Here is a 20,477-nt window from a genome sequence, read left to right on the forward strand (position 1 = left end):
AAGTAGTCCTCACTGCGGTGAGAATTACAGAGCGTGGGGGCGCGGTCGCTGTAATACTTGCGGGTATGCCCCCCGCTCCGCCGCTAGAGGTGCTTGTGCTCGGGCCTCTGGCCGTCCGGCTCGGGGGCAGGGCCGTGGCTGTGGACCGGCCGCTGGAGCGGGCGTTGCTGGTGCGGCTGGCGTTGGCCGGTGGCATGTCGGTCCCTGATCACCGACTGGCCGCGGATCTCTGGGGTGACGTCGATCTGGCGCGTCCGACCGAGCGGCTGCGGGTTCTCGCCTCCCGGCTCCGGGCTGCGATCGACTCCCCCGATTCGCTGACGCGCGTCAACGGCGGCTACGCGTTGGCCGCCGATCTGAGTGACTTGACCGAGGCCCGGGCGGCCGCCGAGCGGATGCACCTCGCCGTACGGGCTGGTGATCGTCTGGCCGTCAAGACGGCCGCGCAGGAGGCGCTTGATCTGTGGCGCGGCCCGTCGCTCGCCGACCTGCGCACCATCCCGTACGCCGTTGCCGAGGGCGAGCAACTGGATGCGTGGAAGCTGACGCTGCAGGTGGAGTTGCTCGATGCGGAGTTGTCACTCGGCCACGCGGCCGAGGCGGCCCGTGAGCTGGAGGCGCTCGCCGCCGAGAACCCTTTGCACGAACGGCTGTGGTGCCTGCTGGCGCTCGCGCTCTACCGGACCGGCCGCCAAGCGGATGCGCTCAGCCGGTTGGCGAAGCTTCGCAACCGGCTGGCCGATGAGCTCGGCGTGGACCCGGCGCCGGACACCGCGGCGATGGAGCTGCGGCTACTCCGGCAGGATCCAACTCTGTTGCCTACGGCATCCGAATCACCGGCAGCGAGCTCGGCCACCCGCAGTACGGCGGCACCCGCCGGCGCGGTTGCCGACCTGCCGTCGCCCCTGACGAGCTTCGTCGGACGCCAGGCGGAGCTGGCCTGGCTGACCGAGCGGCTCGGCCGCCCCGGCGTAGTCACGCTGACCGGCGGCCCGGGCAGTGGCAAGTCGCGGTTGTCGTTCGAGGCGGCCAGGTCCGTGACCGATCGCCCGGTCCGGCTCGTCGAGCTGGCGCCGCTGACCCGCGAAACCGCCGTACTGGAAGCGATTGCGGGAGAAGACGCCAGCGGCAACGATCCGATCGGCGCTGCCGCGGCCTCGCTCGACGGTTCGGTGCTGGTCATCGACAACGCCGAGCATGTGGTCGAGCAGGTCGCCGATATCGTGGCCGCCCTGGTACGACGCGCGCCCGGCCTGACCGTCCTGGTGACGTCGCAGCGCCCGCTCCAACTGGAGGCCGAAGAGGTTCGGCCGATGCGACCACTGGACGCGCTCGCGGCGGCCCAGCTGTTCACGGAGCGTTGCGCGATCGATGCCCAGGGCGCCGATCCCGAACAGGTCGCCGCAATCTGTACGGCGGTCGACCGATTCCCGCTCGGGATCGAGTTGGCCGCTGGTCTCACCCGCACGCTGACCGTGCCGCAGTTGGCGAAACGGCTCACCGACCGGATGCGGTTGCTCGTCGCCGGCGGTCGGGATTCGCAGGCCCGTCATACCAGCCTGGTCGCGGCACTGGACTGGAGTCACCAACTGCTCGGCGATGCGGAGCGCGCCGTACTGCGTCGTGTTGCGGTCTTTGCCGGCGGATTCACTCTCGAGGCCGCGGAGCAGGTCGCGCTTGATCCGCGTGACGTCGCGCCGGCCCTCACCGAGTTGGCGGACCGGAGCCTGCTGACGGTCGAGGCCGTCAACGGGCGTCGCTTCCGGCTGCTGGAGACAGTGCGCGACTACGCGTTGACGAAGCTCGACGAGGCCGGTGAGACCGAGAGCGTGCGGAGTGCCGAGCTGGAGTGGGCGCTGAGCTACGTACAGACCACCGGCCACAACAGTGGCGACTTCGCGAACGCCGATGCGCTCAACGAGGTCTTCGCCGAGTGGCTGAATCTGCTCGACGTACTCGATCGTGCGGCCGGCACAGAGCTCGCCGCAAGCGGCCTGCGACTCGCCCTCGCGATGCACACCCCGTGGTTGATCCGTGGCTGGTTCGCCGAGGCAGCTCGGCATTACGACGCGTTGACCGATGCACCCGGTGCGACGACGTCCGAGCGGCTGACCGCGTTGTGCAACCACGGTTTCGTGCTGACGATGCGTGGCCGGTTCGATCAGGCCGCGGAGTTGCTGACCGAGGCCGAGCGACTCGCGCCACACCAGGACGACGAGACACTGACACTGACCGCGCTCTACTACCGCAGCATCGTCGAGATCGAGCGCGGCCGACTCCTGGACGCCTTCACCCCGATCCTGACCGGCCAGGCGTTGGCCCGGTCGTCATCGGAACACGAACGACGGCTGTCGGCGTTCACCGATGCCCTCGGCACGTTGTACGTGTACGCCGGTCAGTCCGAGCGCGCGCTGGAGTGCTACGAGTCCTGCATCGGCGCCGACCGTGAGTACGGCGACGAACACGGGTTGTCGCGCGGCCTGAGCAATCTCGCCGGAGCCCTGGTCGGCCTCGAGCGCTGGGACGAAGCCCTCAAAGCAGCCAACGAGTCCGACCACTACGCCCGACGTTTGGACGATCGCCAGATCCTCCCGCTGAACGACGTCATCCGTGGCCTGGCCGCCGTCGCCCGCGACGACCTCGACGAAGCCGAGAAGCATCTTCGCTCCGCGGTCGAATACGCCCTCGCCGACGACAGCGGCGTCAGCCACGCCTACATCGACCTGGCCGACGTCCTCGTCCGCCAAGACGAACTCGACGAAGCAGCAGCCCTCCTCGACGCCGTCTTCGCCGAGGCTCCGGCTCACAGCACCTCCTGGCTCGCAGCCCGCGCCATAGCCGCCGCCCTGGCCCTCGCCCAAGACGACCGCCCCCGCGCCACCACCCTCGTCAACGACACCACCATCGCCTACACCCGCACCGGCTTCGGCTGGCCCCGCTACGCCGCCCGCCTCACCGAAGTCCGCGAGGCCCTGGGCTAGAGCAGCCCGATCACCAGCGACATCGCGAGAAACAGCACCAACTGGTAGCTGCTGTTGATGAGGGTCAGCTTCGGCGGTTTCAGCTCGAACGCATTGTGCTGGAGCAGTGTGCTCGCCGAGAACGCCAACCAGGCCACGAGACCGACCAGCAACGCCAGCCACACCCCGTCATCACCAGTCGCCTTTGCCGTCGTACCGACTGCCGCTGCCAGCCCGACCGCCGTCACGCCGTTCGCGACGAGCAGCTGAACCAGATTTCGCGGACTGGCCTGCTTCGACTGCTCCGGCGTGATCCCGGTCAACCTCCACCAGACAAGCCCGAAGCCGCGCTTGCTGTACCAAGCCATCGCCACCACCATGCCCGCGACCAGCGCAAGCACAGCCCCCAGCCAGTCGATCTCCACGGCATCACTCCTTGATTGCCCAACGAGCAGATGGTTGATAAAATCAACCTCGATGGACAAAGTCAAGCGTGCCCCCCATCGTTCGTACGGACAGTTCTGCGGACTTGCCCGCGCCCTGGACGTCATCGGCGACCGCTGGAATCTGCTGATCGTGCGCGATCTGCTCTGCGGACCGATGCGCTACAACGAACTGAAGACCTCCCTTGCCGGCATCGCGACCAACCTCTTGGCGGACCGACTACGAGTCCTGGAAGAGAACGGGATCGTCGAGCGACAACTTGCCGGGACGGGCGTCCACTACGCGCTCACCCCAAGGGGCGCGGAACTACGCGAGCCGATGGAAGCGCTGGGCAGATGGGGCGCACCACTCTTGGCGACAGGACGCAACGGTGATGCGTTCCAGCCCCGCTGGCTGGCCCAGGCATTGCCTGCACTACTGCGCGACGCGACCGCGGATCCCGCACTGGAGTTCGGGTTCGACATCGACGGCGCCCTCATCGTCGTACACCTGGGCAAGAAGTACGCCCGTGCGGATCTCGACCCCGCCCACCGCCCCGACACCATCCTGACGGCCACACCGGACACCGTCGTCGGCCTCGCTACCGGAGCACTGACAGTCGACCAAGCCCTCGCCGCAGGACACCTCCAAGGCAACGCCCAGATCCTCCACAAGGCTTTTCCGCGACCAGCAACTGTGTAGCTCGCGACTTGTCGGGTACGGGGTGCAGTGAATGGGGTTTCGATCGGGCAGGATGGGGTGCATGGGATCGAGTGAGAGCGAAGCCATGGAGCAGCCGGTGGTGGCGGCCGAGGAGCCTGTGGTGACAGCAGTTCCGGTGGACCGGACCGTTTTGGAGCGGGTGGTTGGTGGAACCTTCCATGACCCGCATCAGGTGCTCGGGCCGCATGTCGGCGAGCATGGGGTCACGGTGCGGGTGCTGCGTCCGTTCGCGAGCTCGGTCGTGGTCCTGTACGACGGGAAGCGGCTGCCGCTGCGGCACGAGTTCGACGGCATCTGGGTCGGTGTACTGAGCATCGACAAGGTGCCGGACTACCGGCTCGAGGTGAGCTACACCGATGGTCCCGCGGTCGAGGTCGACGATCCGTACCGCTATCTGCCGTCGCTCGGCGAGGTCGACCTGCACCTGATCGGCGAGGGCCGGCACGAGCAGCTGTGGACCGTGCTCGGCGCGCACGTCCGCCGGTACGACGGTCCGACGGGTGCTGTCACCGGGACGTCGTTCGCCGTGTGGGCACCGAACGCGCAAGGCATCCGGCTGACCGCCGACTTCAACTTCTGGGACGGCCGCGCACATCCGCTGCGTTCGCTGGGCTCGTCAGGGGTATGGGAACTGTTCGTGCCGGGCATCGGCCCGGGCACGCGGTACAAGTTCGACATCTGCGGCCGGGACGGCGTCTGGCGGCAGAAGGCCGACCCGATGGCGAACCTCGCCGAGGTGCCGCCGGCCAACGCGTCGGTCGTGCACGAGTCGTCGTACGAGTGGGAGGACGCGGCCTGGCTGGAGAAGCGCGCCGCGACCCACGCCTACGCCGCACCGATGAGCGTCTACGAGGTGCACCTGGGGTCGTGGCGCAAGGGCAAGACGTACCGTGAGCTGGCCGACGAACTCGTTGCCTACGTCAACGATATGGGCTTCACCCACGTCGAGTTCATGCCGGTGATGGAGCACCCGTTCGGCGGTTCCTGGGGCTACCAGGTGACGTCGTACTTCGCGCCGACCTCGCGGTTCGGCGATCCCGACGACTGCCGGTTCCTGGTCGACAAGCTGCACCAGGCAGGCATCGGCGTACTGGTGGACTGGGTGCCGGCGCACTTCCCGAAGGATGCGTGGGCGCTGGCCCGCTTCGACGGGACGCCGCTCTACGAGCACCCGGATCCGCGGCGCGGCGAGCAGCCCGACTGGGGCACGCTGGTCTTCGACTTCGGCCGCCCGCAGGTGCGCAACTTCCTGGTCGCCAACGCGATCTACTGGGCCGAGGAGTTCCACATCGACGGCCTGCGCGTGGACGCGGTCGCCTCGATGCTCTACCTGGACTACTCGCGCCAGGAGGGCCAGTGGGTCCCCAACCAGTACGGCGGCCGCGAGAACCTGGAGGCGGTGTCGTTCCTCCAGGAGATGAACGCGACGCTCTACAAGCGCGTGCCCGGCGTGATCACGGTCGCCGAGGAGTCGACGTCGTGGCCCGGCGTCACCCGTGACACCCACCTCGGTGGACTCGGCTTCGGCTTCAAGTGGAACATGGGCTGGATGAACGACTCGCTCCGCTACCTGGAGCACGAGCCGGTGCATCGCCAGTACCACCACCACGAGCTGACGTTCTCGATGATGTACGCCTACTCGGAGAACTTCGTTCTCCCGCTGTCCCACGACGAGGTCGTGCACGGCAAGGGCTCGCTGCTGCGCAAGATGCCGGGCGACCGCTGGCAGCAGCTGGCGAACCTGCGCGCGTACCTGGCGATGATGTGGGCGCACCCCGGCAAGCAACTGCTGTTCATGGGTTGCGAGTTCGGCCAGGAGTCGGAGTGGTCCGAGAAGGGCGAGCTCGACTGGTGGCTGCTGGACCACGAGAACCACCGCGGTCTGCAGCAGCTCGTCCGCGACCTGAACGGCGTCTACCGCGACACGGCGGCGTTGTGGGGTACCGACCACGCGCCGGAGAAGTTCAGCTGGATCGACGCCAACGACGCCGGCAACAACGTGTTCTCGTTCGTCCGCTTCGGCGCCGAGGGTGAACCGACGGTCGCCTGCATCGCGAACTTCTCGGCGCTCCCGCACCACGGCTACCAGCTCGGCCTGCCGTTCGCCGGGACCTGGTCCGAGGTGATCAACACCGACGCCGGCAACTACGGCGGTTCCGGGGTCGGCAACTTCGGCGCGGTCCAGGCCGACGGCCCGGAGTGGCACGGGATGTCGAGCAGCACGGTGCTGTCCGTACCGCCCCTCGCCACCGTGTACTTGCGGTACGACGGGTAGCGTTCGTGGAGTGACCGCCGTACAGCCGCTGACCGATGGTGACCTGACGCTGACCCTGTCCACACAGGACGAGCAGGTGGTCACCTTCGAAGTCGAGAACGGAAGCCCGCTCGGCACAGTGGAGGTACGGCGGACAACGCCCGGCGCCGGTTTGGTCGTCTGGGCGCTGGAGGGCGGCATCGGGGTCGCGATTCCGAGCGTCCGACTGGTGTCGGAGTACGCCTTCGCTGAGCTCGGCTTCGATCGCCTGCAGATCGAGGCCGACCCATCGCTGCCGCCCTCGATGCGGGTCGCGATCCGGGCCGGGTTCCGCCGCGAAGGTCTCCTGCGCGGCGCTGCCCTCGTCGATGGTGAGCGGCGCGACGTCATCGTCTACGGCATGCGCAGCGACGACCCGCGCCCCGATTCGGTCCTCGGCTGGACCACCCTGATGGACTCGACCCTTCCGAAGAAGCGCGTGATCGCCCACGTCGTCGTACGGGACACTCGCGGTCGCGTGCTGCTCTGCCAGGTCAGCTACAAACAGGACCTCGAACTCCCCGGCGGCGTCGTCGAACCCGACGAAGACCCCGCCACCGGCGCCGCCCGCGAAATGGAGGAGGAGCTCGGCACCGCCCTCCCCCTCCTCGGCGTCCTCGCCATCGACTGGCTCCCCCGCTGGGAAGGCTGGGGCGACGCCATCGAGATCCTGTACGACGGCGGCGTCCACGACCCGTCTCTCCTCGAGACCCTGCACCCCGACGGCCACGAGATCCTCGCCCTCTCCTGGCACTCCCCCGACGCCCTGGCCAGCCTAGTCTCCCCCCTCAACGCCCGCCGCCTCCCCCTGGTTCTGAGCGCCCCCGCCCAACTCCACAACCTCAGCAACGGCACGCCCATCACCTAGAGAGTCTGTTGAGGTCGGCGACGCACCAGGCGTAGTGGCCGTCGCCCGCGTTCTCGTCGTACACGGTGGCGGTGATGATCGCGTAGGCCAGGCGGTACAGGTGCATGCGGTCGCGGTCGTGGCCGAGTGCCTCGAAGCGGTCGAGTAGTTCGGTATCGCGTTCGCGGGCGTCCGCGCCGTACATGTCGTAAAAGCCGGCGGCCAGGGCCGCGTCGAAGGTGTTGTCGCCGGCAGTGGAGAAGAAGCCCCAGTCGAGCAGTGCTGCGGGGCGGGACCCGTCCATCAGGAGGTTGGGTGGGCAGATGTCGCCGTGAACGATGCTCAGGTGATCCAGCTCGATGGACGCGAGGCGGCGTGTGACGTCGTCGAGCACGGCTGGGAAGTTGGTGACATCACGCTCCAGATGCCGGTACGACGCTTGTGCGCGCCGCCGTACCAGCGCGGCGAGCGACTCACCCCAGGAGCCCTGCCAGAACGCCTGGTTCAACACGGGAAGCGCCTTGCTCGCCGGGCCCGCTGTCGTCGTGGCCAGCGCCTGGACCACCTTCACGAACACCTCGGGGTCGGTCCGGTCGAACGGCGTACCGGTCAGCTTGTCCTCATCAGTGACCGCCAGTCCGTTGTCCCCAGCAACGATCGCCCGAATCCGCGGCGTCCGGAACGGGAGCGGCGGTACCTCGTCAAGGAACGCCTGCAACGGACGGACATCATCGGGCCGCCGGTCGAACCACACCTTCCGCACAAGCCCGTCCCCCAGATCGTAGACGGCGCCTTCCATCCCCTGGCCGATCAGCTCCATGGCGTGCACTCTGCCCCAGCGAACGACGCGGGTCGAGCCAATAACCTGCGTGTGCCTCGTCTGCGGGCCTGGTCGGTACGGCGAGGTGGTTGCTCGCCGCTCCAACTGCGGCTGGTCTGGTACGGCGTGTGTGGTTGCTCGCCATTCCATCTGCGGCCGGGAGCGTGGGTTCGTAGTTGCCCGCCGCTGCGGCCGATTTACAGTGACGGGTGGCCGGCGCCCGGTGCGTGGCTGAGGGAGACGGACCCGTCAGCGACCACAGTTCCCGTCGCCTGAGCTTCCCGGGTTTCGGTTGCCGCCGGTAGCGAGCATGCCTGCAAAATGACCCACCCTGGCGAACGTTCTTCCCACAGGCCCTCCCCCCGATCCCCATTTGATGGGTTCACCCATCAACTTGTGGGTTCTACACCCGCATACGAGTCCAGAACCCACCACCTCACGGGCTAACCCACCAAATGACGGCCACAGGGATCGCCGGGAGTACCCCCGCACCCGGCAACCCTCACCAGCCATCCCCATTTAATGGGTACACCCATCAACTTGTGGGTTCTACACCCGCATACGAGCCCAGAACCCACCACCTCACGGGCTAACCCACCAAATGGCAGCCGCAGGGGCTGCCGGGAGTACTCCCACCCCCACAGGCCCTCACCGGCCATCCCCCATTTGATGGGTACACCCATCAACTTGTGGGTTCTGCACCCGCATACGAGCCCAGAACCCCCCACCTCATGGGCTAACCCACCAAATGGCAGCCGCAGGGGCTGCCGGGAGTACTCCCACCCCCACAGGCCCTCACCGGCCATCCTCATTTGATGGGTTCACCCACCAGCTTGTGGGTTCTACACCCGCATACGAGTCCAGAACCCACCACCTCATGGGCTAACCCACCAAATGGCAGCCGCAGGGGTCGCGGGGAGTACTGGCCCCCTCGCTAAGTGGTGGATTTTCGTCACCGAGTCCCCACAACCCACCCAATTAGCGCGACCCACGCCCGCACTGAGGTCCGCCTGCTCGTTACCGGTAACTTTTCGGCGCAGAGACCCGAAAAGTTCACCCATAACGCGAAACACGCCCCGGCCGGTCGACCCCGATCGCAGGCTGGAACGTTGTGTCCACATAGCGACCGAACCATCTACTCGGCGCGGATCTTGGGCCTCAGCCACAGCCCGGAAGCTCAAGCGACAGACACGCGGTCGCCGACCGCACCATCCCCCTCAGCCCCGCGCCGAGCCCAGCCACCCGCCACTGTAAATCGGCCGCAGCGGCGAGCAACCACAAACCCACATCCCCGGCCGCAGACGGAATGGCGAGCAACCACCCGCCGTACCGGACAGCACCCCCGCCCCCGCCCGCATCCCCTGATGCATTTGACCGGATATCCCCTGAAATGGTCCCTTCTCCCCTCGAATTTCCAGGGGAGAAGGGACCACTTGCGGGGTTATCCGTTCAAATTGACGGAAGCGGAGCGGCGAAGGCGGAGCGGCGTGCGACCAAACGTCGTACCGGACCAGCCGCAGACGGAGCGGCGCGCAATGACCGCGCTGGGGGCGGTCGGGGGTCGGCTGATCATCCGGCCAAGGGGGTTGAGGCGATGACGGTTCCGGCGAGGGCTACGCCGAGGGTGATGCCGACCTGGCGGCCGGTGGAGACCATCGAGGCGGCGAGGCCGGCCATGTCGGTGGGCATCTCTGAGACGGCGGTGTTGACCAGGGGTGGGTTGATCATGCCGACGAAGATGCCGAACAGCAGGTAGATGCCGAGCAGGATCGGGAGTGGAGTGGTTGCCCCGATGGTGAACGAGGCCAGGGCGCTCACCACTAATGCGGAGCCCGCGATCAGCAACGGGAGGCGTGGTCCGCGCGCGGACACCATGCGGCCGGCGTACGGGGAGATGATCAGAATCGCGACTCCGATCGGCAGGAGCGTGAGTCCGGCCGCGAGTGCGGAGACGCCGCGGACGTTCTGCAGGTAGAGCGTGGTGACGAAGAGGTAGGCGCCGAAACAGCAGTACGCGACGACGGCGATCACCAGCGCGGAGCTGAAGCGGAGGCTGCGGAACAGCCGCAGTTCGAGCAACGGCTCGGTACGGCGGCGTTCGTACGCGACCAGTGCAGTCGCGGCCAGTGCTGTGAAGACCAGGAGGCCGGCGGTCGTCGGCGTACTCCAGCGGCCGGACTCGATGATCGCGGCGACCAGCGAACCGAGGGTGAGCACCAGGAGGAGCTGGCCGATCGGGTCGAAGCGGCGGGCGGCGTCGGCGCGGCTCTCGGGGACGAACAGTTGGGTACAGACGACGGCGATCACGACGATCGGCAGGTTGACCCAGAAGATCGACCGCCAACCCCAGGTGGCGACGAGCGCGCCGCCGAGGATCGGGCCCAGTGCGAACGCAAGGCCGGACATCGAGGCGAAGACGCCGATCGCCTTGGCGCGCTCGGCCCGCTCCGGGAAGGTGGTGACGACGATCGCCATCGCGACCGGGTTGAGCATCGTCCCACCGACCGCCTGTACGGCGCGGGCCGCGACCAGCCAGCCGATTCCGGGCGCCAGACTGCACGCGAGTGAGCCGAGTCCGAAGACGATCAGGCCGAGCTGGAAGATCCGCCGCCGACCGATCCGGTCGGCGGTGGAGCCCGCGAGTGGGAGGAGCACGGCGAGTACCAGGGTGTAGGCGTCGACAGTCCACTGCAGCCCACTCATCGACGTACCGAGGTCGCTGTGGATGGACGGCAGGGCGACGTTGACGATCGAGACGTCCATCAGCGAAATGATGATGCTCAGGCAGCAGATGGCCAGAACCAGCCGCTGTCGCGTTGAAGCTCTCATTCCTCGAACCTAGGATTTAGAGCGTGCTCGAAGTCAAGCTTTCCTCCCAGCCCGTCCCCGAAGCCGGAGTGAGTATCGCCGAGGCCGCCGAGCGGACCGGCGTCAGCGTCCACACCCTCCGGTACTACGAACGCGCGGGTCTCGTGATCACCGACGTCGATCGGACCAGCGGCGGCCGGCGGAGGTACCGCGATCTCGATCTCCGCTGGATCAGCATGTGCACGCGCCTGCGGGCGACTGGCATGCCGATCCGCGTCATCCGCGAGTACGCCGACCTGGTCCTGGCCGGCAGAGGTAACGAGAAGGCGCGCCTCGCGCTGCTCGAGTCGCATCGCGCGGAGGTGCTCACCAAACTCGCGGAGCTCCAGGAGAACCTCGAGCTCATCGACCACAAGATCGACGTGTACCGCGGCCGTCTCGAGGCCGGGACCGCCGACACCGTCTGGTTTCCCGGGCCTACGGGCTGACCAGCTCCGAGCGACGTCGTACCAGGAAACGGCGTTCCGCTTCGTTGCTGGTGAGTTCCATCGCCTGCTCATAGGCGACCGCAGCTTCTTCGGGCCGGTTCAAACGAGCCAGTACGTCGGCGCGCGTGGCGGGCAGGTAGGCGTAGGAACGCAGCGCCATCTCGTTGCCTAGGGCATCTAGCTCCGCGAGCACCTGATCGAGATCGGCGCCGGGGACGAGGCTGCGGGCGGCGGCCCGGTTGAGGGCGACGATCGGGGTCGGCCAGCTGATCATCATGGCGTCGTACATCCGGACGACCTGCCGCCAATCGGTCTTTTCCCAGGACGGCGCGGTGACGTGCAGGCCCGCGACCGCCGCCTGCAAGGCGAAGCGGCCGTGTCCGCGCAGCAGCGCCGCGGTGGCTCGCGAGACGCCTTCGGCCAGCATCTTCACGTCCCAGCGGGAGCGGTCCTGATCCGCAAGCAGGACGAGTTCGCCGTCCACGCTCAGCCGGGCATCGCCGCGCGCCTCGGTCATCAGGAGGAGGGCGAGCAGCGCCTCAGGCTCGGTCTCGGTTGGCATCAGCCGGACGAGCAGACCCGCGAGCTCGATCGCTCGCCTGGTGAGCTCCGTGCGGGTCAGCTCCGGACCGGCCGCGACATGGCCGGCTGTGTAGACCAGGTGGACCACGGTGAGGACAGCGTCGAGCCGCGCCGCGAGCTCGTGGTCGGCCGGGATCCGGTACGGGATGCCGGCGGCCGCGATCTTCTTCTTGGCTCGGGTGATGCGTGCCGCGGCCGTCGCCTCGCTGATCAGCAGCCCGGCCGCGACCTCGCGAGTGGTCAGGCCGCAGATCAGCCGCAGCGTCAGCGCCACCTGGGACTCCTGCGCCAGCGCCGGGTGGCAGCAGGTGAAGACCAGGCGCAGCGGGTCGGTCGGTTGCTCGACCTCGCCCGGCTCCTCGATCAGCAACGGCAGCTTCCGCCGGAGCGTGGTCTCGCGCCGCAGCCGGTCGAGGGCGAGCCGCCGCGCGACCGTGGTCAGCCAGCCGCCCGGGTTGACCGGGATCTCGTCCGGCCAGGTCCGCAGCGCTTGGACGAAGGCGTCCTGCGTGCAGTCCTCGGCCAGATCGAGATCCCGGGTCAGCCGAACCACCGAGGCGAGCACAGTCGACCAGCTCTCCCGGTGCGCCCGCTCGACCGCCGCAGCGACCATGCGCGGGTGGTTTGCCATCAACTCACGCAGGCGGCGCGGCTTCGGCCGACGTGTCCATCACCGGACGGACCTCGACGTTGCCGGACGGGCACTGCTTGGCCAGCTCGAGCGCCTGGTCCAGGTCGCGGGCCTCGATCAGGTAGAAGCCGCCGAGGGCCTCCTTCGTCTCGATGAACGGACCGTCGGTGACCAGCGGCTCCGCCCCCTCACGCTGCTTGACGGTGCTCGCCGTACCGGACCGCTCCAGCGCCGCGCCACCGAGGATGCTGGCCCCCGCCGCCTCGACCGCCTCCGCGAAGGCGTTGTGCAGCTTCATCGTCGACTGCCACTCCTCCGCGGTGATGTTGTCGTACCACTCCTCGCTGTCGAAGAGCAGGAACATGTACTGCGCCATCTCGGGCTCCCTTGTCTCGGCTTGCTAGTGATCATCTTGCTGACGATCGGGGCCGAGGGGAATCGACAGCACCGTTGCGGAAGTTTTCGCGCTACTGTTGAGTGGATACTCAACAAGCCCCTTCCGCCCCAGGAGGAACGCATGGAGCACTTCGACGTCCTGATCGTCGGCGCCGGCCTGTCCGGGATCGGCGCGGCGTACCGGTTGCAGACGCAGGCCCCGGACCGGTCGTACGCGATCCTCGAGGCCCGCGACGCGATCGGCGGGACGTGGGACCTGTTCCGCTATCCGGGGATCCGGTCGGACTCGGACATGTTCACGCTCGGCTTCCCGTTCCACTCGTGGGCGGGGAAGGCGATCGCGGACGGGACCGACATCCGGGAGTACGTCAACGAGACGGCGTCGACGTACGGGATCGACAAGCACATCCGGTTCGGCCAGAAGGTGCTGCGTGCGTCCTGGTCGTCGGAGACCGCGCTGTGGACGGTCGAGACGGACGACTCGTCGTACACGTGCTCGTTCATCTACACCTGCAGCGGCTACTACGACTACGACCAGGGGTACGTCGTCGACTTTCCGGGTCAGGCCGAGTTCCAGGGGCAGGTGATCCACCCGCAGCACTGGCCGGAGGACCTGGACTACGCCGGCAAGCGCGTGGTGATCGTCGGCAGCGGCGCGACCGCCGTCACGCTCGTCCCGGCGATGGCTGACACAGCGGCCCACGTGACGATGCTGCAGCGGACTCCGAGCTACATCGCCTCGCGGCCCGCGGTCGACGCGTTCGCCGATCGCGTCCATGGACTGCTGCCGGACAAGCTTGCGCATCACGTGATCCGCACCAAGAACATCGTCACGAGCACGCTGACCTACAGCGCGTTCCGCAAGTTCCCGGCCCACGCCGCCTGGTTGCTCAACCGGATGGCGGCCAAGCAGTTGCCGGACTCGATTCCCGCCGACCCGCACTTCATCCCGACGTACAAGCCGTGGGACCAGCGGCTCTGCCTCGTCCCGGACTCCGATCTGTTCCGGGCGCTGCGCAAGGGGACCGCGTCGGTGGTGACGGACGAGATCGAGCGCTTCACCCCGACCGGCCTGCTGCTGAAGTCCGGCGCGGAACTCGAGGCCGACCTGGTGGTGACGGCGACCGGTCTGAAGATGGTTGCCCTGGGCAAGATCGAGCTCACCGTCGACGGCCGGTCGGTGCCGGTCAATGAGACCTTCGTCTACCGCGGGCTGATGCTGAGCGGCGTACCGAACCTGGCCTGGTGCGTCGGCTACACCAACAACTCCTGGACGCTGCGCTCCGACCTGAGCTCCCAGTTCGTCACGCGGCTGCTCAACCACCTGCGCGCCACCGGCACCGACATCTGCCGGCCGGAGATCGACCCCGCCGAGTACGACGCTCCTCGGGTTCCCGTGGTCGACCTCTCCTCGGGCTACATCCGGCGTGCTGCCAACGTCCTCCCCCGCCAGGGCGCTGGTGGACCCTGGCGGTTGCGGCAGAACTACCCCCGTGACCTGGTCACCTTCCGCTTCGGTGCGATCGAGGACGGGGTCCTGAAGTTCACTCGACGGGAGCCGGTGGCGGCGGGCCGACGTACTGCGCACTCGGGCGGATGATCTTCGAGTCGGTGGCCTGTTCGAGGATGTTGGCCGACCAGCCGATGACCCGGCTGACCGCGAAGGTCGGCGTGAACATCGCGCGCGGGAGACCGCAGAGCTCCATCACGACGCCGGCGTAGAACTCGACGTTGGCGTAGAGGTTGCGGCCGGGCTTGAGCTCAGCCAGTACGTCGACGATGCGCTGCTCGACCGTGGTCGCGAAATCGACGAGGTCGCCGCCGATGCCGCGGGCGATGTCGCGGAGCATGAGCGAGCGCGGGTCCTCGGTCCGGTAGACCGCGTGGCCGAAGCCCATGATGCGGTCGCCGGCCTGGACCTTGGCGCGAACCCAGTCGTCGATGCGGTCCGGCGTACCGATCTCGTCGAGGCTGGCCAGGGCGCGGTCGGGAGCGCCGCCGTGCAGGGGGCCGGAGAAGGCACCGATCGCGCCGGCGATGGCCGCCACCAGGTCGGCGCCGGTCGAGGTGATGACGCGTGCGGTAAACGTTGACGCGTTGAATCCATGATCGACGGTAGAGATCAAGTAATGCTCAATGGCGGTCGCTTCAACGGCGGTCGGTACCTTGTCGGTGACCAGGTAAAGCCAGTTCGCGGCCGCGGTCAGGTCGGCGCGGGGCTCGAGGGGCTGTTCACCTTCGCGCAGCCGGTAGAGCGCGGCGAGGATGGTCGGAGTGACCGCGCAGACGAGCATCGCGTCCGCTTTGCGTCTCGCTGCGTCGACATCCCACAGGGGCGGCAAATTCTTGGTGGCCGCTAAGAGGGAAAGTGCGGTTCGGAGGCCGGCGAGGGGGTTAAATGTAGGCCCCGCGGTGGCGATGGCGGGGAGCACGGCACTGACCTCGTCGGGCAGCACGCGCAGCGGTGCGAGCTCGGCGATGAACTGGTCGCGCTCGGCCGCGGTCGGCAGTCGGCCTTCGAAGAGCAGGAACCAGACGTCTTCCAACGTCTTCGACCGGGCGAGATCGATCGCCGAGTACTGCCGGTAGTGGTAGAACCCTTCATCGCCGCGGACGTCGCCGAGGGTCGTCTCGGTGACGACGACATTGCGGAGACCGGGCGGAACATTGATCGTCGTTGACATGACTTCAGGGTTGATAGGCAATCAAGTATTGTCAATATTGATCCAGTCAACATGAGCGCATGATGGAGCGGGGATGACAGCAGAAGGTGACGAGGATTACCTGACGACGTCTCAGGTGGCGCGGCGCCTGCGCGTGAAACCGGAGACGGTCTACGCCTACGTGAGCCGCGGCATGCTGACGAGCGTGCGGGCCCGCGGCCGGCGCGGCAGCCTGTTCGCCGTCGCCGACGTGGAGCGCCTCGCGAGCCGGTCAGTCGAACACTCCGGAGCCGTCGAGGAGACCGAGTCCGCTCTGACCCTGCAGTCCGGTGACGAGCTCTACTACCGCGGCCGCTCGGTCCCCGAGCTGGCCACCACCCGGACCCTCGAGTCAGTCGCGCACCTGCTCTGGACCGGCGAGCTCACCGACCAGCCCTCGTTCCCCGTCCACCGCGCCTCGGTCGACCTGGCCCGAGCCGCCATGGCCGTGCTCCCACCCACTGCCCGCCTCACCGACCAACTCCGGGTCGCCGTTGCCGCCCTCAGCGCCGCAGACCCACTCCGCTTCGATCTCCAGCCCACCGCCATCACCACAGCAGCCCGAACCCTGCTAGGCACCCTCATCACCGCCCTCCCCGGGCCAACCGGCTCCACCACTACCAGCCCCGGCACCCGCCTCTGGCCGAAGCTCACCACCACCGAGTCCGCCGATCCACCACGCCCCGAGCTCCTCGACGCCGTACTGGTCCTGCTCGCCGACCACGGCCTGGCCGTCTCTACGGTCGCCGCCCGAGTGGCCGCCAGCGCCCGAGCCAACCTGTACGCCGTCGTGTCGGCAGGCCTCGGTGCACTCGACGGTCAGTACCACGGCGCCGCTCCGACGCTGGCCTACGAGTTCCTGGACCGCGCGAAAGACGACCCATTAGGCGCCCTGTCCGACCGCCTCCGCACCGGCACGCCGATCCCCGGCTTCGGTCACCGCATCTACCGAACGCGCGACCCCCGCGCCGAGGTCCTGTTCACCCTCCTCGGCGACGCCCCGATCATGCAGGTGGTCCACACCATCGCCGACCGCACCAAGTCCTTCCCCAACAGCGACCTAGCGATCGCCGCCGTCATGCACGCCCACCACCTCCGCCCCGACGCCGGCGAAGCCCTCTTCGCCCTGGCGCGCATCGTCGGCTGGACCGCCCACGCCCTGGAGGAATACGCCGCCCCCGCCCTCCGCTTCCGCTCCCCCGGCATCTACACCGGAGAGAAAAGTTAGGTTCACAGGTGGCGAACCCCACCCGTGCACCTGATCCGTGGCTCGAGTGGTCGCGCCCGCCCTTGCCGGTGGCTGGTACCCGCCGCCGGCAACCAACCGTCGATGGGCAACTCCGACCGGACTCGGAGCGACCATGCTGGAGCTTGGAGGAATCCTGCATGACTGCGACTGCCGCTCTGGAACTGCGCACCTTCACCACGATCGACGACGTGCGAGGAGATCTCCTCGACGTCTACGCCGACGTGCGGTCAGACCTGCTCCACCTGCCGAACTACTCGGTGACAGCGTTCGGCGAGAGGCTGGACAGGCACGGTGCCGAACCCGGGTTTGTGGCGGTCGTCGCGTACTCCGATGGCTTCCCCGTCGGCTACGCCTACGCGAACACCATTGAGCATGGCGACCGGTACTGGGAACGCACGAACCCGCCGCCTTCGGACCGGCACACCGACGGCCCGGTGGCCGCCCTCAAGGAGATCGGCGTCCGGAGGCCCTGGCGCAAGACCGGAACGGCTCGACGGATTCATGATGCGCTCCTGGCGCGACGTGTCGAGCCGTTCGTGACGCTCATGGTCAACCCGGTGGCCGGAGACGGGAAGGTCTACGCGCTCTACGAGTCATGGGCGTACGAGGAGATCGGGCAAAGCCAGCCGTCTCCCTCCTCACCTCTGCTCAAGGTGATGATTCGCCCCACGGTCTGGCCGCCCCGCTAGGCGGAGGCACAGAAAACGGCGTCTGTGCAACCGCTCATCCCCCGCAACCCCAACTGCTCAACTACCCGTCAGCAGCCGGCGGCGGGTCACCACCCGCCGAGCAAGGACGGGCGCGACCACTCGCGCCACGGACCAAATGCACGGGTGGGGTTGATTACCTTGCCCGCTGGCGGTGAGTGGCGACTGCGTCGGCGGTGGCTTCGAAGGCTTGGGAGGCTAGGGGGTAGTCGCGTTGGGCTACGCCTAGGTAGAGGGCGTCGAGGACGATCATCTGGGCGTGGCGGCCGGCTAGGCCGCCGGAGCGGAAGGTGACGTCGCGGGCGGCGGTGACCAGGACGATGTCGGCGGTCTGGGCCAGGGGGGATCGTGGGTAGTTGGTGAGGGCAACGGTCGTGGCGCCTTGGGCGGCTGCGCGGGTGAGTGGCTCGACGACCTCGATGGTTTCGCCGCTATTCGAGATGCCGACCGCCACGTCGCCCGGACCGAGCATGGCGGCGCTGGTGAGGGCGTTGTGGACATCGCTCCAGCTGTTGGCGCCGCGACCGATGCGGTGCAGACGGAGGCTCATTTCGTAGGCGACTGCCGCTGAGCCGGAGACGGCGTACAGGTCGGTACGGCGGGCGTCGGAGATCGCCTGTACGGCGCGGCCGAGGGCGTTCACGTCGAGTGCCGCGACGGTGTCCTCGAGTGCTCGGGTGTCGGCACGGAGCAGGGTGTGTAGGACGTCGTCGAGCGAGTCGTCGGGATCGACCTCGGCGCCGGTACCGCGTTCCCAGCCCAGGCTGCTGCGGCCGGTCTCGGCCGCGAGCCCGAGCCGGAGTTCGGCGTACCCGGAAAGGCCGAGCGCGAGACAGAACCGCGTGACGCTCGGCAACGACGTACCGCAGCGGGCCGCGAGCTGACCGATCGTCGACGAGGCGACCCCGGCCGGATCGCGCAGCACCTCGGCCGCGATCCGGGCCTGTGCCGGAGTGAGCGCGGGCAGCAGCCCGCGGATCCGCATCTCCAGGCTCGGCGACGGTGGACCAGCGGCGGCAAGACTCATGTGAATTATTCTCAAACCGATCCATCACGTTGACAAGAGTTCACAACGAGTCTTCGGCGGTGATCGCAAGGCTCGACGCCCGCGCGGGCAGCCGCCATCGTCGGCTTATGCAGCTGAGCCGTCTCGTCATCGCCCTGGCGACCGTCGCCGCCCTCCTTCAGCCCGGCCAATCGGCAGCCGCGCCGCAAGCCGGCTTGCCCTACCCGGCTCGGGACGCCTACCGGATCAAGGCGATCCAGCCCGACTTCTGGGCCAACCCCGATGAGATCGCCGGCAACAACACCGGCGGCGTCGCGATGAACCTGGTCTGGGCGTCCTGGGAACCGTCGGTCAAAGCGGCGCCCTGTGCGGCCACCGAGCAGGAGTACGACGGCCGCTGTTTCGCCGTCGACGCCCGGACCGACGCAGCCATCAAGGACTGGACCGACCGCGGCGTGATCGTCACCTCGGTCGTCTACGGAAGCCCCGCCTGGGCCCGCGCCGGCAAGCCCTGCTCCCCCGCCGCGCCCGGTTTCGAACAGTTCTGTACGCCGAACAATCCCGCCGACTACGGCCGTTTCGCCGGCATGATCGCGCAACGGTACGACGGTCTGCACGGCCACGGCCGGATCGCGGACTTCGTGATCGGGAACGAGGTCAACAGCAACATCTGGTTCGACATCGGCTGCGGTCAGGGCACCGCGTGTGACAAGACCCGGTGGCTCGACGAGATCGCCGCGAACTACAACGCGGCGTACGACCGGATCGTCGCGGCGCAATCGGCGGCGAAGGTACTGACCTCGATCGATCATCAGTTCGGCACCGAACTCGAACGCCCCGCCGCGAGCGAGGCGACGCTGGCCGGAATGTCAGTCCTGCAAGGGCTTGCGGCCCGCGTCGGTTCACGCACCTGGCGCGTCGCCGCGCACCCGTACGCGAAGGATCTGCGCAGCGACGTGGTCAGTCCGGACGACTACCCGTACATCACCCACGGCAATGTCGGCGTCCTGCTCGGCTGGCTGCAGAAGACCTTCCCGAACACCCCGGCGGCGACCGAGGTGCAACTCACTGAGAGCGGCGTCAACTCGCTGTCGCCGTCCTCACCGGCCAAGCAGGCGGCGGCTGTCTGCAACGTGTTCCGCAACGTCCTCGGTACTCCGGGCATCGTGAACTTCGTCTATCACCGGATGGTCGATCATCCCGATGAATCGGCCGGCGGCCTGGGCCTCGGTCTGCGCAATACCGACGGCTCGGCCAAGCCTGCCTGGTCGACCTGGGCGCTGGCCAACCGCAGCGATCTGAACCCACCCCAGCTCAGCTGCGGGTTCGAAAAGTTGCCCTACACAACATTGACGCGCGACTACAACGCGAGCCGCGGCCACTGGGCCTCGTCGCGCGTCCTGCCCGGCGGTTTCGCCGCCGAACGCACCTGGCGCCTGCTCCGCGAGCCGGCCGCCGATACGGTCGCGCTCTACGAATGCCAGGTCGGCGGTCACAACCTGCTGACCCGCGACGCCGGTTGCGAAGGACTCCGCCCGCTCGGCCCAGTCGGCTACGCCCGAACCTCGCCGTCCCCCGGCAGCATCCCCATCTACCGCTGCTACATCCCAGGGAACGGCGACCACTTCATCTCCCCCGACCCCAACTGCGAAGGCCAGCGCACCGAACAACTCCTAGGCCATTCCGCCTAACCCTGACCACTTCACGGGAGATCCCCTCAAGTTGCCCCTTCTCCCCTCGAAATTTGGGCTCTTGTGACGTATGTGTGGGTGTTGTTGCGTGCCTGAATGAGCACACGCCGTTCTCTGCCTAGGTTTCTGAGCTGTCGAGGAACAGGAACCA

At 67.9% G+C, this 20,477-nt stretch carries 16 protein-coding genes; 9 read left to right on the plus strand and 7 right to left on the minus strand.

The window, feature by feature from the left end:
- The first annotated feature begins 134 nt into the window (after positions 1–134).
- Entirely contained in the window at positions 135–2,981 is a 2,847-nt protein-coding gene (locus tag ACIA49_RS27885; RefSeq protein ID WP_396380285.1) for an ATP-binding protein, read from the plus strand.
- On the opposite strand, the gene ACIA49_RS27890 is transcribed toward ACIA49_RS27885, so the two are convergent.
- The gene (locus ACIA49_RS27890; protein WP_396380286.1) at positions 2,978–3,385 is read right to left on the minus strand and encodes a DUF1761 domain-containing protein; all 408 of its coding nucleotides are present in this window, start codon (positions 3,383–3,385) and stop codon (positions 2,978–2,980) included. The genes ACIA49_RS27885 and ACIA49_RS27890 overlap by 4 nt on opposite strands.
- Before the next feature lie 52 nt (positions 3,386–3,437).
- On the opposite strand from ACIA49_RS27890, the gene ACIA49_RS27895 reads away from it, so the two are divergent.
- The 3 genes from ACIA49_RS27895 (at position 3,438) to ACIA49_RS27905 (ending at position 7,267) form a co-directional block, all read left to right on the plus strand.
- A complete protein-coding gene (locus tag ACIA49_RS27895; RefSeq protein WP_396380287.1) occupies positions 3,438–4,085 on the plus strand; it encodes a winged helix-turn-helix transcriptional regulator in 648 nt (215 codons plus the stop codon).
- A gap of 61 nt (positions 4,086–4,146) precedes the next feature.
- Positions 4,147–6,381: a 1,4-alpha-glucan branching protein GlgB gene (glgB, locus tag ACIA49_RS27900; RefSeq protein ID WP_396380288.1), complete on the plus strand. Its 2,235-nt coding sequence runs from the start codon at positions 4,147–4,149 to the stop codon at positions 6,379–6,381.
- Positions 6,382–6,391: 10 nt separating this feature from the next.
- Complete coding sequence (locus ACIA49_RS27905; RefSeq protein ID WP_396380289.1) at positions 6,392–7,267, plus strand: NUDIX hydrolase; 876 nt, start codon at positions 6,392–6,394, stop codon at positions 7,265–7,267.
- Here the strand turns inward: ACIA49_RS27905 and ACIA49_RS27910 are convergent.
- Positions 7,260–8,066 carry a phosphotransferase family protein gene (locus ACIA49_RS27910; RefSeq protein ID WP_396380290.1) on the minus strand — a complete coding sequence of 269 codons (807 nt, stop codon included), beginning with the start codon at positions 8,064–8,066 and terminating at the stop codon, positions 7,260–7,262. The genes ACIA49_RS27905 and ACIA49_RS27910 overlap by 8 nt on opposite strands.
- A 1,569-nt stretch (positions 8,067–9,635) precedes the next feature.
- On the minus strand, positions 9,636–10,895 hold the full coding sequence (locus ACIA49_RS27915; protein ID WP_396380291.1) for an MFS transporter: 1,260 nt from the start codon (positions 10,893–10,895) through the stop codon (positions 9,636–9,638).
- 23 nt (positions 10,896–10,918) lie between these two features.
- Between ACIA49_RS27915 and ACIA49_RS27920 the strand changes: the two genes are divergently transcribed.
- A complete protein-coding gene (locus ACIA49_RS27920; RefSeq protein WP_396380292.1) occupies positions 10,919–11,362 on the plus strand; it encodes a MerR family transcriptional regulator in 444 nt (147 codons plus the stop codon).
- On the opposite strand, the gene ACIA49_RS27925 is transcribed toward ACIA49_RS27920, so the two are convergent.
- Together ACIA49_RS27925 and ACIA49_RS27930 are read right to left on the minus strand one after the other, a co-directional pair.
- Positions 11,352–12,575 carry an RNA polymerase sigma factor gene (locus ACIA49_RS27925; RefSeq protein WP_396380293.1) on the minus strand — a complete coding sequence of 408 codons (1,224 nt, stop codon included), beginning with the start codon at positions 12,573–12,575 and terminating at the stop codon, positions 11,352–11,354. The two genes, ACIA49_RS27920 and ACIA49_RS27925, sit on opposite strands and share 11 nt — an antisense overlap.
- Positions 12,576–12,579: 4 nt before the next feature.
- Complete coding sequence (locus ACIA49_RS27930) at positions 12,580–12,951, minus strand: YciI family protein (RefSeq protein WP_396380294.1); 372 nt, start codon at positions 12,949–12,951, stop codon at positions 12,580–12,582.
- Positions 12,952–13,092: 141 nt separating this feature from the next.
- On the opposite strand from ACIA49_RS27930, the gene ACIA49_RS27935 reads away from it, so the two are divergent.
- Positions 13,093–14,571 (plus strand): flavin-containing monooxygenase, encoded by a 1,479-nt coding sequence (locus ACIA49_RS27935; protein ID WP_396380295.1) that lies wholly within the window; start codon positions 13,093–13,095, stop codon positions 14,569–14,571.
- Here the strand turns inward: ACIA49_RS27935 and ACIA49_RS27940 are convergent.
- Complete coding sequence (locus ACIA49_RS27940) at positions 14,516–15,655, minus strand: citrate/2-methylcitrate synthase (protein ID WP_396380296.1); 1,140 nt, start codon at positions 15,653–15,655, stop codon at positions 14,516–14,518. The genes ACIA49_RS27935 and ACIA49_RS27940 overlap by 56 nt on opposite strands.
- 73 nt (positions 15,656–15,728) lie before the next feature.
- Between ACIA49_RS27940 and ACIA49_RS27945 the strand changes: the two genes are divergently transcribed.
- Both ACIA49_RS27945 and ACIA49_RS27950 read left to right on the plus strand, forming a co-directional pair.
- Positions 15,729–16,901 (plus strand): citrate/2-methylcitrate synthase, encoded by a 1,173-nt coding sequence (locus tag ACIA49_RS27945; RefSeq protein ID WP_396380297.1) that lies wholly within the window; start codon positions 15,729–15,731, stop codon positions 16,899–16,901.
- Between the two features lie 158 nt (positions 16,902–17,059).
- The gene (locus ACIA49_RS27950) at positions 17,060–17,611 is read left to right on the plus strand and encodes a hypothetical protein (RefSeq protein WP_396380298.1); all 552 of its coding nucleotides are present in this window, start codon (positions 17,060–17,062) and stop codon (positions 17,609–17,611) included.
- A gap of 154 nt (positions 17,612–17,765) precedes the next feature.
- Here the strand turns inward: ACIA49_RS27950 and ACIA49_RS27955 are convergent, their stop codons facing one another.
- Positions 17,766–18,656: a MurR/RpiR family transcriptional regulator gene (locus ACIA49_RS27955; RefSeq protein WP_396380300.1), complete on the minus strand. Its 891-nt coding sequence runs from the start codon at positions 18,654–18,656 to the stop codon at positions 17,766–17,768.
- A gap of 107 nt (positions 18,657–18,763) precedes the next feature.
- Here ACIA49_RS27955 and ACIA49_RS27960 point away from each other — a divergent pair, with 107 nt between their 5' ends.
- The gene (locus tag ACIA49_RS27960; protein ID WP_396380301.1) at positions 18,764–20,326 is read left to right on the plus strand and encodes a DUF5722 domain-containing protein; all 1,563 of its coding nucleotides are present in this window, start codon (positions 18,764–18,766) and stop codon (positions 20,324–20,326) included.
- Positions 20,327–20,477 lie beyond the last annotated feature (151 nt).

Origin of the sequence: Kribbella sp. NPDC051587 (assembly GCF_044453945.1) — a bacterium.
Lineage (GTDB): Bacteria > Actinomycetota > Actinomycetes > Propionibacteriales > Kribbellaceae > Kribbella.